Source organism: Mucilaginibacter sp., from assembly GCF_028288185.1.
GTDB lineage: Bacteria > Bacteroidota > Bacteroidia > Sphingobacteriales > Sphingobacteriaceae > Mucilaginibacter.
Genome location: NZ_JAQBOF010000025.1, coordinates 122,080 through 137,318 on the forward strand (window position 1 = coordinate 122,080; position 15,239 = coordinate 137,318).

Genomic DNA, 15,239 nt, shown 5'->3' on the forward strand with positions numbered 1-15,239 from the left:
AAGCTTAGGCAATACTCAGTTTCACACACTATACAAATAACTATTTAGCATCAATACAACTTTATGAGTAGCATCTCATTAATTTTTAAACAATTCTCAAGGTCAGTGTTACTGCTTGCCTGTTTTACTGTTTGGGGAATTTCTGCTAAGGCGCAAGGCGACGCTGCAAAGGGCGAAGCCACATTTAAGTCTGCCGGTTGTACTGGGTGTCATAAGATAGACGCGCGTATGACAGGCCCGGCTTTAGGCCCTATCATATCATCAGAAACTGATGATAAATGGTTAGCTAGCTGGATTCACAACAGCTCGGCCCTGGTAGCAGCTAAAGACCCTAAAGCACTAAAGATCTACAACGACTTTAGCCAATCGGTAATGCCGGCCTTCCCAAGTCTTTCAGACGGAGATGTTTCTGACATCTTAGCGTATGTGCGTGCAGACTGGAAAAAACTGGAGGACGCTAAAAAGACCGCGCCTGCAGCCGGAGCAGCTACTGAAGCATCAGGCCCAAGCAGCTTTGTAGTTTATGCCTTATTAGGTGTTATCATCCTTGCCTTTATTATTATATTGGTATTAAACAGGGTTATAAGCACGTTAGAGCGCTTGTTAAGCGGTAAAAGATTATTACCTGCCGAAGAAGAAGTTGCCGAAGAAACAGCAACAGCTGATAAATACGCTACTTTAAAAAAGGTATTAAAAAATAAAAAACTGGTATTCTTTATCCTGCTCTGCGGTACCATTGCTATGGGCAGCTGGACATGGGTTGCTTTATGGAACACTAACGTACACACGGGCTACCAACCGGTACAGCCTATTAAATACTCGCATGAATTGCATGCCGGCATCATGAAAATTGAATGTCAGTACTGCCACTCAGGTGCATTCAAATCTAAAAACGCGTCAATACCATCATTAAACGTTTGTATGAACTGCCACAAGGTTGTTAAAACCGAGTCGCCGGAGATACATAAGATCTATGACGCGTTGGGTTATGATCCGCAAACACAAAAATACGATAGCTTAAAAGCACATCCTATCCAATGGATCCGTATTCATAACTTACCAGACTTTGCTTACTTTAATCACTCACAACACGTTAAGGTTGGTGGTATTAAATGTCAGCAATGCCACGGCCCGGTTGAGACCATGAAAGAGGTTTACCAATACTCGCCACTTACCATGAAATGGTGTATACAGTGCCACAAACGCACAGACGTTAATATGAAAGGCAGTGCTTATTATGCAAATATGGAGCAAGTGCATGATCTTATTAAAAGAGGCGTAAAAGTAACACCGGCACAATTGGGTGGTATTGAGTGCGGCAAGTGCCATTATTAATTATAACAGAACTTAGCATTACAGTTTATACTATAGCTTAAATGGATAGCAATAAAAAATACTGGAAAGGTTTAGAAGAGCTAAACAAAACACCAGAATTTGTTGAGAAAAATAAACATGAATTCGCGGAACCTATTCCTATCGAAGATGTTTTGAGTGGAGATGGTTTATTAGGCAAAACACCCCGCCGCGACTTTTTAAAGGCGGTAGGCTTTGGTGTGGGCGCGGTTACTTTGGCAGCTTGCCAAAAAGTACCGGTACACAAGTCTATACCTTACTTAATTAAACCGGAGGAGATTACTCCGGGCGTAGCTAACTACTATGCTTCAACTTACAAAGGCCACGCAATTTTAGTTAAAACCCGCGAAGGTCGCCCGATTAAAATTGAAGGTAACCCTAACGACGCTTTAGCAAAAGGCGGATTAAATGCACAAGCACAAGCATCGGTATTAGATCTGTATGATGTTAGCCGCAATAAATCACCATTATTAAACGGTGGCGAAAAAGAGTGGAGCGATCTGGATGATTACGTTAAGTTAGAATTGGCTAAGATCAAAGATTCGGGCAAAAAAATAACTATCGTATCTTCATCAATAAGCAGCCCGTCAACTTTAGCTGTAATCGCTGATTTTATTACCGAATATCCAACTGCGAAACACGTTAGTTATGACGCGGTATCTTATACAGGTATTATACAAGCTAACCAAAACAGTTTTGGTAAAGCGGTATTGCCTCACTACAATTTTGATAAAGCTGATGTTATTGTAAGTTTCGGCGCTGATTTCCTGGGTACCTGGATATCAGGCGATGAGTTTACCCGCCAGTACGTATCAAACAGAAATAACAAATCGCTGCAAAGCAAAAAAATGTCTCGTCATATCCAGTTTGAAACCGGTATGAGCCTGACAGGTACTAACGCTGATGTACGTATACCGTTAAAACCATCAGAAGAAGGTGTTGCTTTAATTAACTTATATAATGCTATTACCGGTACTACTTTACCGGGCAGCAAAAAATTAGCTGATAACACGGCTAATAACGCTATCGCTATTGTTGCTAAAGAATTACAGGCAGCAAAAGGTAAAGCATTGGTTGTAGCCGGATCAAACGATGTTGCTACGCAAGTATTGGTTAACGCTATTAATGCCGCGTTAGGAAGCTATGGTACTACAATTGATCTGGATAACAATTCAAATCAATATAAAGGTAATGACGCTGATTTAGTTGAGTTTATAAACGAAGCTAAAAGAGGTGAAATTGCCGCGGTATTGTTCCTGAATGCTAACCCGGTTTATGATTATTATAACACAAAAGATTTAACAGACGCGCTTGCTAAAGTGCCTTTAAAATTAACTTTTGCTGCCAGCATGGACGAAACAGCTGCTGTAAGTACGGTAGTTGCGCCTAACCACCATTACTTAGAGTCATGGGGTGACGATAGCGCCATTGCAGGTTACTATACAGTAGTACAACCAACCATTAACCCGGTATATAATACCCGCCAGGCCGAAGAGAGTTTATTGATCTGGAGCAACAACGCGGTAAAAAGCTACTACACTTATGTTAGAAATAACTGGGATAAGAGCGTTTTAGCATTAGGTGGCTTATCCGGCCAAAAAGGTTGGGAAACTGTATTGCAAACCGGTTTTATTAAAGTTGCCGACAAACCAGCCAGTGCTTATACCTTCAGCCGCGATTTGAATGCGGTTGCACAAACCATTTTATCGCAAAGCGCGCAGTTAGTAGCGTCAGGCGATAAAACATACGAACTACACTTATACCAAAATGTTGCCATCCGTGATGGTAAACATGCAAATAACCCATGGTTACAAGAGTTGCCGGATCCGGTATCAAAAGTTACCTGGGATAACTTTGCAGCCATGTCACTTACCGACCTTAAAGCTTTAGGCTTACAGGAAGGCGATGTGATTACTATTGATGCTAACGGTACTTCAATTGCTTTACCGGTATTATTACAACCGGGCCAGGCAGAAGGCACTATATCAGTAGCAGTAGGTTACGGCCGTGTAAAAGGCGGCGCGGTAATTGAATCGGGTATTGGTAAAAATGCTTACCCGCTGCATAGTTTCCGTAATGGTACTTTGCAAACTACCGCTGTTGCTAAAATATCAGTAACCGGCGATCAAATTATCCTTGCACAAACACAAACGCACCACTCTTACGAGGGACGTAGTGTTATCCGCGAAGCTTCATTTACAGAATATAAAAAGAATCCTTACAAAAACAGTGGCAAGGATGGCGAGCATAAAGACTACAAGAGTTTGTGGGAAGAATATGACCGCCCTACTTATAACTGGGTAATGGCAATTGACCTGAATGCCTGTACCGGTTGCGGTGCCTGCGTAGTTGCTTGTAATGCCGAAAATAACGTACCTGTTGTTGGCCGTGACGAAGTCCGCCGCCGCCGCGAAATGCACTGGATACGTATTGACCGCTACTACAGCTTTAACGAAGAAGGAAAAAGCATTACCGAGGAGCATGAAATTGACAAACTAAAAAGCCTGAATAATGTATCGGTTGTACACCAGCCAATGCTTTGCCAGCACTGCGATCACGCACCTTGCGAAACTGTTTGCCCGGTACTAGCTACCGTTCACTCATCAGAAGGTTTAAACCACATGGCTTATAACCGTTGTGTAGGTACACGTTATTGCGCTAACAACTGTCCGTTTAAAGTACGCCGTTTCAACTGGTTTAACTACTGGAACGATTCTCGTTTCGAAAACTATCTTGCAGAGCAGCATACACAATTAGTATTAAATCCTGATGTAACTACACGTTTCCGTGGTGTTATGGAAAAATGCTCAATGTGTATACAACGGATCCAAGCCGGTAAATTACAAGCTAAAATGGAAAAACGCCCTGTTAAGGATGGCGACATTAAAGTAGCTTGTCAACAAACCTGCCCTGCAAACGCGATAGTGTTCGGTAATGGAAATGATCCAAACTCTGAAGTATCAAAAGCATTGCGTAGCGAAAGAACCTACTACGTATTAGAAGAACTAAACGTACAACCGGGTATCGGTTACCAGGTTAAGGTTAGAAACACAACTGAATTAGAAGCTTAATTTTTACAATAGCTATAATATGGCATCTCATAAAGAATCAATAATAAGGGAACCGCTAATTACGGGTAAGAACATAACCTATGCCCAAATTACCGATGATGTTTTGTCCCCTGTTGAAAATAAACCTAACAAGGCCTGGTGGATAGGCTTTACTGTCGCATCGTTAGGCGCTTGCCTTTGGGTGTTTGCAGTAAGCTGGACATTTTGGTATGGTATAGGCTCTTGGGGCTTAAACAAAACAGTAGGCTGGGCCTGGGATATCACCGGTTTCGTATGGTGGGTCGGTATTGGTCACGCCGGTACTTTAATCTCGGCAGTATTATTACTGTTCCGTCAAAAATGGCGTAACTCTATTAACCGCTCTGCCGAAGCGATGACAATATTCGCGGTAATTTGCGCGGCAACTTACGTAGTATCACACATGGGCCGCCCATGGATGGCATTATATTGCTTACCATTGCCTAACCAATACGGATCATTATGGGTTAACTTTAACTCGCCGCTGATCTGGGACGTATTTGCGATCTCTACTTATTTCTCGGTATCATTAGTATTCTGGTATACAGGTTTATTGCCTGATATAGCTACTATCCGCGACCGTGGAACAGGATGGTACCGCCGGATCTATTCTATCCTTTCTTTCGGATGGACAGGATCAGTAAAAACATGGCAGCGTTTTGAAACCGTGTCATTAATATTGGCGGGTATATCAACACCGTTGGTGCTTTCGGTTCACACCATTGTATCCATGGACTTTGCAACTTCGTTAGAGCCGGGATGGCACACTACCATCTTCCCTCCATACTTCGTTGCGGGTGCTATCTTCTCTGGTTTCGCCATGGTGCAAACGCTATTGTTAGTTACCCGTAAGGTTTTAGGCCTGGAGAATTATATCACCATGTTCCACATCGAATCAATGAACAAGATCATCCTTGTAACAGGTTCGGTAGTAGGTGTGGCTTATATAACAGAGTTCTTCATCGCTTACTACTCTGGTGGTGAGTATGAGCAATATACTTTCTTAAACAGGTTTATTGGGCCATACTGGTGGGCAGGTTGTATGATGTACGGCTGTAACGTATTGATGACCCAGGTAATGTGGTTTAAAAGGGTACGTACCAATATCGCCATGTCATGGGTGTTATCTATCATCGTAAATATCGGTATGTGGTTTGAGCGTTTTGTTATTATCGTAACCTCATTACACCGTGATTATATTCCATCAAGCTGGGCTATGTTTTATCCAACCTGGATAGACGTATCCGTGTTCATCGGATCAATAGGCGTATTCTTTACTTTATTCCTGTTGTTTATTCGTGTATTACCTTCAATAGCAATGGCCGAGGTTAAATTGTTACTGAAAGAACAAAGCGAACAAGCTAAGCTGGAACAAATTAAAGCAGGTCACCTTGACCGTGACCAGGTAGAGTTCTACAAAAACTCATTAAAGAAATTTGATAGTGTTGATGTATCAGCATATGAAAACGTATAAACTATGAGCAGCACCAAATATATATTAGGCCTTTTTGACGATCCGGATGAAATGATGCACGGTATCGACAAACTACAGAAAAATAGTATCCCTATTTATGATGTATACACACCTATGCCTATTCACGGCATTGAGGCAAAACTAGGTATTAAAGATTCACGTTTAGGTTATGCAGCATTTATGTTCGGCTGCTTAGGCGGTACAACTATATTATCTTTAGTGTACTATTTCTTAGGCTATGACTGGCCAATGAACATAGGCGGTAAAATCCACTTTGCCTTACCGGATTATATCCCGGTTACATTTGAGTGGTCTGTATTGTTCGCATCGTTTGGTATGGCCTTTACATTTTTTTACTCTACGCATCTTTTCCCGGGCCGTGCGCCACGGGTAATGGACCTGAGAGCAACAAATGACAGGTTTGTTATAGCTATAGACGCTAAAGGCAACACGCCACATGAGGATATTACTAATTTGCTGAAAGAAGCAGGAGCAGTTGAAATTAAGCATAACGACAGAAAATATGTTAGCTATGAATAAGTTTAGAATATTGGGTATTGCGGTTGTTACCGTTGCTGCATCGATAGTTACTACATCATGCAATGATAAGAGAAGCACCGGATGGGAATATGCCCCCAATATGTATGAAAAGATCGCTTTTGATCCGGATCAAAAAAATCCGAATTTTAAAGACGGTAAAACAGCACAGTTACCACCGGCAGGTACTACACCGGTAGGCTTTACAAGGTTTGATTATCCAAAAACTACCGAGGGATATAACCAGGCAAGTATTGAGGTTAAAAGCATATTATTTAATACTTCAAAAAACATTGAAGATGGTAAAGCTTTGTTCATGACCTTTTGCTCGCCATGCCACGGCGCTACCGGACAAGGTGACGGTACAGTAGTAGCGCACGGTTTCCCGCCGCCGCCATCATACTCAAAAGGGCAATCATCACGCGGTGGTGCAATGAAAGATTTAACCGATGGTAAAATATATCATACAATTACTTACGGCCTGAATGCTATGGGATCATACGCATCGCAGTTAAGCCCTGAGGAGCGCTGGAAAGTAGTAATGTATGTTCACCATTTACAAACTTTATAAGAATTGAATTTAATGGAAACTCATAATAGTTTTAACGAACAATTTGAATTTAGCGGTAAGGCAAAAACCTACAGCCTGATAGCTATTGCTGTAGGTGTTTTAGCTATAGCACTCGGCTTTTTGACCGGAGCTGTTGAACGCACATTTGCAAACCTATTATTAATGGGTTATTACTTTACCTGTGTATGTATAGCGGGCGTATTCTTTTGCGCATTGCAATATGCAGCACAAGCCGGATGGTCTGCCTCATTATTGCGCGTACCGCAGGCTTTTGCAAAAGTGTTACCTTATGCTGCTGTAATATTAATATTAATAATAGGTGCAGGTTTATATTTTACACACCCTATACTTACCGAAGAAACTCATCAGCACATAACCGGCCCTTATTTATATAAAGAGTGGGCCTCAAAAGCGGTTACAACACCAGGTACTGATGCTTATGATGCCATAATTAAAGGTAAATCAGGCTACTTAAATATTCCGTTTTTCTTTGCACGTTTAGCATTTTACTTAATTGCTTATAGCATATTAGGGTTATTACTGGTAAAATACTCAAATAATGAGGATGAACTGGGCGGTATGTTTAACTATAAGAAAAGCTTTAACCTGGCTTGTGCCTTCTTAGTTGTATTTGGATTTACTGTTCCATTGTTTGCTTTTGATGCTATCATGTCGTTAGATGCGCACTGGTTCTCTACCATGTTTGGCTGGTATAACTTTGCTGCCTTATGGGTGAGCGGATTATCGGTTATTACTTTAGTGCTGATCTATCTTAGAAAACAAGGATACTTTGCCTGGATAACCGAGAATCATTTACATAACATGGGGCAACTGATTTTTGGTTTCTCTATATTCTGGACTTATTTATGGTTCGCGCAGTTCTTGCTGATCTACTATGCCAACATACCCGAGGAAGCAGCTTACTTCTACAAAAGATGGGAGCCCGAGTTCCAGCCATGGTTCTGGTTTAATTTAGTAATGAATTTCGTTGCACCATTTTTAATATTGATGGCCCGCGATTCGAAACGGTCTGTAGGAGTATTAAAAACTGCTTGTATCATTTTAGTATTGGGCCATTGGCTTGATTACTTTATGATGGTTATGCCTGGTACTGTTGGGCCTCAATCTCATTGGTATACAGAAATTGGCTGGATAGAAGCAGGAGTGTTTATAGGATTTGCCGGTTTGTTTACCTTCCTGGTATTAGGGGCGTTAAGTAAATTCAAATCGCTTGTGCCAAAAAATCACCCTTTCCTACAGGAGAGCTTACATCATCACATATAATAATTGTTAAATTTGCAACACAACACAGAATACCAAACGACCAATACAATGGCATTCAAACAAATAATACATTCTAAAAAAGTACTTGCGTTTTTAGCAGTGTTTATGCTTTTGGGCACAAACATGCTAATGGCACAAACTACAGCTACAGCTGATGCGGCTAAACCCGGTGTTGACTGGTTAGGCGTAGGCTATTATGTTCTGCTTTTCTTTTTGCTGGCAATATCAGTAGCTGTTATAGGTAAAATATTAAAGGTGTATGACCTTAGCCAGCAGATACAAGGTAAAAAAGGTATCCATTGGAACAATATAATGGGCGTAATATGCCTGGTATTCCTGGTAGTTGGTATGGCCGGCGCATATTGGGATATTACCGTGCAAGGCAGCATGTCATTACCAGAAGCAGCTTCAAAACACGGTGTTAAAATAGACGATATGTTTTTAACAACTACCATCATCACCATGATCGTATTTGTTATCACTCAAATATTGCTGTTTGTTTTCTTGTTTAAATACAGGCACTCAGACAAACGCAGAGCTTACTTTTTACCTCACAACAATACCATTGAAAAGGTTTGGACAATTATACCGGCTATCGTATTAACGGTACTGGTTATATTTGGTTTCTTTACCTGGCAGGAAGTAGAGAACAGCACAGACGTTAAAGGTCAGCCTGCTTCTATCAATATCGACATTACCGGTCACCAGTTTGCATGGGAATTGCGTTATGCAGGCCCGGACGGTGTGTTAGGCAAAAAAGATTTCAGGTTAACAGCCGGAGCTAACAAACTGGGTATTGATTATAAAGATAAAAACAGCATGGATGATTTACAGGCCGATACTTTGGTATTGCCGGTAAACAAAACCATCCGCTTAAATATATTTGCACAGGACGTAATACATAGCGTTTATATGCCGCATTTTAGGGTACAGCAAAACGCGGTACCTGGTTTGCCAACCTTCTTCAAATTTACGCCTACTATTACTACCGAAGAAATGCGTAGAAAAGTAGAGGACCCTAAATTTGAGTACTTGCTGTATTGCAACAAAATATGCGGAAGCAGCCACTACAACATGCAAAAAGTTGTACGTGTTGTTACCGAAGGCGAGTACAACCAATGGATAGCCAAACAAAAACCTTACTTAACCCCGGCGTTACGTACAGAGTTAAAACTGGCATCTGCAGATCAGAATAAAAGTATTACAAACAATAGGTTAGCGTTAAACAATTAATTAGCGATTATGTCAACATTATCAGTTCAGGATCACGGAGTAGCACATCACGAAGAGGGTCACGAGCATCACCACGATACATTCCTTACTAAATACGTATTTAGCCAGGATCACAAAATGATTGCCAAGCAATTCCTGATAACGGGTATTACTATGGCGGTTATTGCCATGCTATTATCTATATTATTCAGGATCCAATTAGCATATCCTGATAAAGCATTCCCTTTATTAGAAACATTATTAGGCCGTTTCGCTCCCGAGGGTCGTTTAGATCCGGAGTTCTACCTGTCATTAGTTACCATACACGGTACCATCATGGTATTCTTTGTATTAACTGCCGGATTGAGCGGTACCTTCAGTAATTTATTAATACCATTGCAAGTAGGGGCGCGTGATATGGCTTCGCCATTCATCAACATGTTATCATACTGGTTTTTCTTAACCGCTTGTATTATCATGTTATCCTCTTTCTTCATACAAAAAGGCCCTGCCGGACCGGGATGGACAATTTATCCGCCACTGTCTGCATTGCCAACTGCCATGAAAGGTTCGGGCCTGGGTATGACATTATGGTTAGTTAGTATGGTTTGCTTCGTAGCATCATCATTAATGGGTGGTATTAACTATGTAACTACTGTATTAAACATGCGTACAAAAGGTATGGACCTTTGGAAAATGCCACTTACTATCTGGGCGTTTTTCTTAACTGCTATATTAGGTGTATTATCATTCCCTGTATTAGTTGCAGGTGTTGTATTGTTGATATTTGACCGTAGTTTTGGTACTAGCTTTTACTTATCAGACATTGTTGTAAACGGCCAGGTTATGCCTTTTGAAGGTGGTAGCCCAATCCTGTTCCAACACTTATTCTGGTTCCTGGGGCACCCGGAAGTATATATCGTAATTATGCCTGCGATGGGTATCTCATCAGAGGTTATGTCGGTAAATTCACGTAAACCGATATTTGGTTACCACGCGATGGTTTACTCATTAATCGGTATTACCGTATTATCATTTATCGTATGGGGTCACCACATGTTTATTACGGGTATGAACCCGTTCCTGGGCGGTGTGTTCATGATCACTACGTTAATTATCGCGGTACCATCAGCAGTAAAAACATTTAACTGGCTGGCTACATTATGGCGCGGTAACATCAGGTTTACGCCTGCTATGTTATTCGCTATCGGTATGGTGTCTTTCTTTATATCAGGTGGTTTAACCGGTATATTTTTAGGTAACGCCGCTTTAGATATTAACCTGCATGATACTTACTTTGTTGTTGCCCACTTCCACCTGGTAATGGGTTCGGCAGCTATATTTGGTATGCTTGCCGGTGTTTATCATTGGTTCCCAAAAATGTTTGGCAGAATGATGGACGAGAAATTAGGGTACCTGCATTTCTGGCTAACCTTTATTGGTGCCTATCTGGTATTCTTCCCAATGCACTTTATGGGCCTTGATGGTGTACCACGCCGTTACTATGCCTTTACAGAATTTGCTTCAATGCAGCGTTGGTTATCCGTAAACATGTTTATTACCTGGGCGGCAATCATGTCGGCATGTGCGCAGGTTGCATTTTTATATAACTTTATACACTCTATTTTCTGGGGTAAAGAAGCAACTCAAAATCCTTGGCAAGCAAATACTTTAGAATGGACCGCCCCTGTTGAACGTATACATGGCAACTGGCCCGGCGAATTACCAACTGTATACCGTTGGCCGTATGATTATAGCAAGCCTGGAGCCGAAGAGGATTTTATATCACAAATCACTCCGCTTTCAGAAACAATGAGCTCAAACTTACCGCACGATTTTGAAGATAATCCTGCAGGTTTAGAAGCGCTTAACACGTGGACAAATACACAAAAAGCTAACGAAGAAGTAAAATAATATAAACTTTACCGATCTGATCTTTTAGGGTATCTGTACCTGGTATGAGTTGTGAGTGTTGAGTAGTGAGTTATGAGTAAGGGTTGACCTTATTTAAACTCAAAACTCAAAACTCAGAACTCAAGACTAACGGAAACAGGTACCCTAATTTGTTAGAAATATTTAGATGAACAATCCCAAATCAAGAAACAGGTTCAGAAAGACTAATCTTTTAAGTATAGCTCTGCTTTTTGTATTGATATTGGCGGGTGGCGTAGTGCGTAGTACCGGCTCTGGGATGGGTTGCCCCGATTGGCCAAAATGCTTTGGCTGTTATATACCACCAACATCTGTAGCTGATCTCCCGGCTAATTACAAAGAAAAATATATTGAGGGCCGTAAGGCTAAAAATCAACGCTTTGCCAAAACGCTTGATGTATTTGGTTATAGCGATCTGGCCCGCCGCCTGCGCGAAGACAAATCTATATTGATCCCCGAAGAATTTAATGCAGTAAAAACCTGGACGGAATATATTAACCGTTTGATTGGCGCGGTATCCGGCATATTTTTATTACTGACAGCCATATATTCTTTTAGCTACAGCGATGCTAATAAACTGATACCTTTTTTAAGCGTATTTAATTTAGTGCTCATAGGTTTCCAGGCCTGGTTGGGCTCCATTGTAGTGTCGACAAATTTGGTAGCGTGGATAATTACCGTACACCTGCTTTTGGCATTGGCCATATTGGCTATATGTATTATAACTTATCATTTAGCAAAAGTTTATGGCAGGCCCAGGCTTAATATAAACCCCATAACGCATATAGTTACCGTTTTTGCATTAGTTATAAGCATACTACAGATTACATTCGGTACAGAGGTGCGTGAGAAGATTGACGCGGTATCAGCCAGGCTGCAAGGTGGCTACCGGGCCGACTGGATAAAAAATGCCGGCGATATATTTGAGCGCCACAGAGATGTAGCTATATTGGTATTAATTATTAACGTGATGTTGTATGCATTAATCCGCCGCGCGTTTAACAGGCACTCTTTGCAGCAACAAATAATGAGCTTTACTTTTTTAATGCTTGCCCTGCAAATTGTTACGGGTATGCTGTTATCATATTTTGCTTTGCCGCCTATGGCGCAAGCTGTGCATATTTTATTGGCCAGCCTGGTGTTTGGCGCACAGTTTTATTTAATGCTTAATTTATATCAGTCGGTTAATATACAGGGGGGGCGCAAATGAAGTGGAGCGATTTTTCAAAACTGATAAAATTCAGGCTGACATTTTTGGTGGTTTTCTCGGCATCTATATCTTTTATTATTGCAGTGAAAGCTAATGGCGGCAATACTTGGGGATCGCTATATAGCACAACCATGTGGATCAACTGGTTAAAACTGGTTGCCGGGGGCTTTTTGGTTACAGGCGCGGCTAATTGTTTTAATGAAATTATAGAGGTCGATTTGGATAAGCTAATGAAGCGCACTATGGATCGACCAATGCCGGCCGGGCGTATGACCACCGGCCAGGGATTGGTATTAGGATTAGCCATGGGTATGGCCGGTACCTATATTTTAGGCACGTTAAATATCCTTACCGGTTTGTTATCTGTATTGTCTATTTTATTATATGCTTTTGCTTATACGCCGTTAAAGCGTAAATCGCCTATCGCGGTTTTTGTCGGTGCTATACCCGGCGCTTTGCCGCCCCTAATTGGTTACGTAGCCGGGCAGCCACATGGCCGTATAGACGAAATAGCGTTGATATTATTTGCCATACAATTTGTTTGGCAGTTTGTGCATTTCTGGGCTATTGCCTGGGTGTTGGACGATGATTATAAACTGGCGGGTTTTAGACTATTGCCAACCGGCAAACGCGACAGAGCCAGCGCTATCATCACTTTTATATTTGCAATAATATTGGTGCCGGTTAGCTTGTTGCCAACTATTTACCATTATGGCGGTTATTATGTGGGCGGTGTTTCACTGGTTTGCAGCTTGATATTTTTATACCAATCGGCAGGTTTGCTGCGTACCTTACAGATAAAGGAAGCACGTAAACTGATGTTTGGCTCGTTTTTTTACCTGCCTGTAGTGCAGTTAATGTTTTTATTTGATTTTATAGCGAAGTAGTAAATGGCGCAGACACAACAAGAAGATAGATTAAACCTGGGTGCCAAAAAGTTTATAATGTGGATCTTTATTTTTACATCATTCATGCTTTTTGCGGCATTAACCAGCGGGTTTATAGTTTATAGCGGGGGTAGCGGGCACGGCCTTAATATTACATTGCCAAGCTCTTTCAGATATAGTACCATAGTACTGGTATTAAGTAGTATTACTTTGTTTTTGGCAGCAAGGGCCGCCAAACGATTGGACTATGATAAGCAACAACGCTTTTTATGGGTAACTATAAGTTTGGGTGTTGCCTTTTTAATTTTACAGGTATATGGCTGGTACACGCTGTCTTATAAAATGCATATATACTTGGTTGACCCTAATGCAACCCGGTCATTCGTTTATGTAATGACATTTTTGCATTTGCTGCACATTATAGGCGGTATTATATGGCTGATAAGTGCTTTAAGCGGCAGCATTAAACGTATACCACAGGTTAAGAATTTATATAGAATGGAAATGACATCTATTTTTTGGCATTTTCTAGATATTATATGGATTTATCTGTATGTTTTTTTACTTTTGAACCAATAATTTAATAACGCTATAGCTAACTACAAATGAGCGCAACAGTATCACCAATTGATGAACTAAAAACAACACCATGGTCGGGCGGAAGATCTCCGTTTAATGTTGAGTATGGTAAAATGATGATGTGGTTTTTCCTCCTGTCGGATGCATTCACCTTTTCGTCATTATTGATTTCTTATGGCGCTTTACGTTTTAGCGCGCCAACCTGGCCATCACCGTCGCTGGTATTTCAATCAGTACCCGGCACATCTATTGAGCATGGTGCGCCACTGGTTTTTGTAGGTTTAATGACCTTTATATTAATCATGAGTTCTGTAACTATGGTATTAGCTGTAGAGGCAGGCCATCGCAACTCAAAAAAAGAAGTTGTTTGGTGGATGATAGGTACCATTATTGGTGGTTTGATGTTTTTAAGCTGCCAGGCATTAGAGTGGAACCACTTACATAGCGAAGGTTTTTGGTGGTCGGCTATCCCTAATAAAGAAACCTTACAGGAGTTTTTTGACGCGGGCATACCATTTGCGCAACAGCAAATGACATCGCACCAGTTTGCGAACTTATTCTTTACTATTACAGGTTTCCACGGTTTCCACGTATTTAGCGGGGTTATTATCAATATCATTATCACCCTTAACGTACTTGCCGGTACTTACACCAAACGCGGCAGCTACTTAATGATTGAAAAAGTTGGCCTTTACTGGCACTTTGTAGACCTTGTTTGGGTATTTGTATTTACCTTCTTTTATTTAGTCTGAAATAATAATATTAAACTGATTTATATATGTCATCAGAAATTGTAGATGTTCACGCAGAAGGCGACGGACATGGCGAGCACGAAACAATGACCCGCAGAAAAATATGGAACGTGTTTTTCGTGTTATTAGGTATTACCAGTATTGAGTTCCTGATAGCGTTGTATTTGGTACCACATCACGTATGGGGAATGACTTACAGTGTAGCAAACCCGATATATATAGTTTTAACGTTGTTTAAAGCATTTTATATTGTTGCCTATTTCATGCACCTTAAGTTTGAAAAAATGGGGCTTGTGCTGGCAATAATTGTCCCTATCCTTTTTATCATCGGTTTAATCCTGGTATTGACGAATGAAAGT

Annotated in this window: 13 protein-coding genes; all 13 read left to right on the forward strand. The window is 41.0% G+C overall.

The genetic code is table 11. From position 1 onward, the window contains the following. Window positions 1–63 precede the first annotated feature (63 nt). A complete protein-coding gene (locus tag JWQ34_RS10120; RefSeq protein WP_299357122.1) occupies window positions 64–1,335 on the forward strand; it encodes a cytochrome c3 family protein in 1,272 nt (423 codons plus the stop codon). A 41-nt stretch (window positions 1,336–1,376) separates the two neighbouring features. Continuing rightward, the gene (locus tag JWQ34_RS10125) at window positions 1,377–4,424 is read left to right on the forward strand and encodes a TAT-variant-translocated molybdopterin oxidoreductase (RefSeq protein WP_299357125.1); all 3,048 of its coding nucleotides are present in this window, start codon (window positions 1,377–1,379) and stop codon (window positions 4,422–4,424) included. 19 nt (window positions 4,425–4,443) lie between these two features. After that, window positions 4,444–5,916 carry an NrfD/PsrC family molybdoenzyme membrane anchor subunit gene (nrfD, locus tag JWQ34_RS10130; protein ID WP_299357127.1) on the forward strand — a complete coding sequence of 491 codons (1,473 nt, stop codon included), beginning with the start codon at window positions 4,444–4,446 and terminating at the stop codon, window positions 5,914–5,916. A gap of 3 nt (window positions 5,917–5,919) precedes the next feature. After that, entirely contained in the window at window positions 5,920–6,456 is a 537-nt protein-coding gene (locus JWQ34_RS10135; RefSeq protein WP_299357129.1) for a DUF3341 domain-containing protein, read from the forward strand. Continuing rightward, window positions 6,449–7,024 carry a cytochrome c gene (locus JWQ34_RS10140; protein WP_367278608.1) on the forward strand — a complete coding sequence of 192 codons (576 nt, stop codon included), beginning with the start codon at window positions 6,449–6,451 and terminating at the stop codon, window positions 7,022–7,024. The genes JWQ34_RS10135 and JWQ34_RS10140 overlap by 8 nt, the downstream gene beginning before the upstream one ends. A gap of 12 nt (window positions 7,025–7,036) precedes the next feature. After that, a complete protein-coding gene (locus JWQ34_RS10145) occupies window positions 7,037–8,308 on the forward strand; it encodes a quinol:cytochrome C oxidoreductase (RefSeq protein ID WP_299357131.1) in 1,272 nt (423 codons plus the stop codon). A gap of 48 nt (window positions 8,309–8,356) precedes the next feature. Continuing rightward, window positions 8,357–9,541, forward strand: a complete 1,185-nt coding sequence (locus tag JWQ34_RS10150) for a cytochrome c oxidase subunit II (protein ID WP_299357133.1) — start codon at window positions 8,357–8,359, stop codon at window positions 9,539–9,541. A gap of 9 nt (window positions 9,542–9,550) precedes the next feature. Continuing rightward, on the forward strand, window positions 9,551–11,434 hold the full coding sequence (locus JWQ34_RS10155; protein ID WP_299357134.1) for a cbb3-type cytochrome c oxidase subunit I: 1,884 nt from the start codon (window positions 9,551–9,553) through the stop codon (window positions 11,432–11,434). Window positions 11,435–11,600: 166 nt separating this feature from the next. Next, window positions 11,601–12,662 carry a COX15/CtaA family protein gene (locus JWQ34_RS10160; RefSeq protein WP_299357135.1) on the forward strand — a complete coding sequence of 354 codons (1,062 nt, stop codon included), beginning with the start codon at window positions 11,601–11,603 and terminating at the stop codon, window positions 12,660–12,662. After that, complete coding sequence (gene cyoE, locus JWQ34_RS10165; protein WP_299357136.1) at window positions 12,659–13,549, forward strand: heme o synthase; 891 nt, start codon at window positions 12,659–12,661, stop codon at window positions 13,547–13,549. The genes JWQ34_RS10160 and cyoE overlap by 4 nt, the downstream gene beginning before the upstream one ends. 3 nt (window positions 13,550–13,552) lie before the next feature. Then, the gene (locus JWQ34_RS10170; protein WP_299357137.1) at window positions 13,553–14,128 is read left to right on the forward strand and encodes a cytochrome c oxidase subunit 3; all 576 of its coding nucleotides are present in this window, start codon (window positions 13,553–13,555) and stop codon (window positions 14,126–14,128) included. A 26-nt stretch (window positions 14,129–14,154) separates the two neighbouring features. Beyond that, on the forward strand, window positions 14,155–14,880 hold the full coding sequence (locus JWQ34_RS10175; protein ID WP_299357138.1) for a cytochrome c oxidase subunit 3: 726 nt from the start codon (window positions 14,155–14,157) through the stop codon (window positions 14,878–14,880). A 26-nt stretch (window positions 14,881–14,906) separates the two neighbouring features. Continuing rightward, window positions 14,907–15,239: cytochrome C oxidase subunit IV family protein (locus JWQ34_RS10180; protein WP_299357139.1), on the forward strand; the 333-nt coding region annotated here is incomplete at its 3' end.

What these genes read in the sequence shown, in the direction of transcription:
- JWQ34_RS10120 (WP_299357122.1), top strand. Translation starts at nt 64, where the DNA reads ATGAGTAGCATCTCATTAATTTTTAAACAATTCTCAAGGTCAGTGTTA.
- JWQ34_RS10125 (WP_299357125.1), top strand. Translation starts at nt 1,377, where the DNA reads ATGGATAGCAATAAAAAATACTGGAAAGGTTTAGAAGAGCTAAACAAA.
- nrfD (WP_299357127.1), top strand. Translation starts at nt 4,444, where the DNA reads ATGGCATCTCATAAAGAATCAATAATAAGGGAACCGCTAATTACGGGT.
- JWQ34_RS10135 (WP_299357129.1), top strand. Translation starts at nt 5,920, where the DNA reads ATGAGCAGCACCAAATATATATTAGGCCTTTTTGACGATCCGGATGAA.
- JWQ34_RS10140 (WP_367278608.1), top strand. Translation starts at nt 6,449, where the DNA reads ATGAATAAGTTTAGAATATTGGGTATTGCGGTTGTTACCGTTGCTGCA.
- JWQ34_RS10145 (WP_299357131.1), top strand. Translation starts at nt 7,037, where the DNA reads ATGGAAACTCATAATAGTTTTAACGAACAATTTGAATTTAGCGGTAAG.
- JWQ34_RS10150 (WP_299357133.1), top strand. Translation starts at nt 8,357, where the DNA reads ATGGCATTCAAACAAATAATACATTCTAAAAAAGTACTTGCGTTTTTA.
- JWQ34_RS10155 (WP_299357134.1), top strand. Translation starts at nt 9,551, where the DNA reads ATGTCAACATTATCAGTTCAGGATCACGGAGTAGCACATCACGAAGAG.
- JWQ34_RS10160 (WP_299357135.1), top strand. Translation starts at nt 11,601, where the DNA reads ATGAACAATCCCAAATCAAGAAACAGGTTCAGAAAGACTAATCTTTTA.
- cyoE (WP_299357136.1), top strand. Translation starts at nt 12,659, where the DNA reads ATGAAGTGGAGCGATTTTTCAAAACTGATAAAATTCAGGCTGACATTT.
- JWQ34_RS10170 (WP_299357137.1), top strand. Translation starts at nt 13,553, where the DNA reads ATGGCGCAGACACAACAAGAAGATAGATTAAACCTGGGTGCCAAAAAG.
- JWQ34_RS10175 (WP_299357138.1), top strand. Translation starts at nt 14,155, where the DNA reads ATGAGCGCAACAGTATCACCAATTGATGAACTAAAAACAACACCATGG.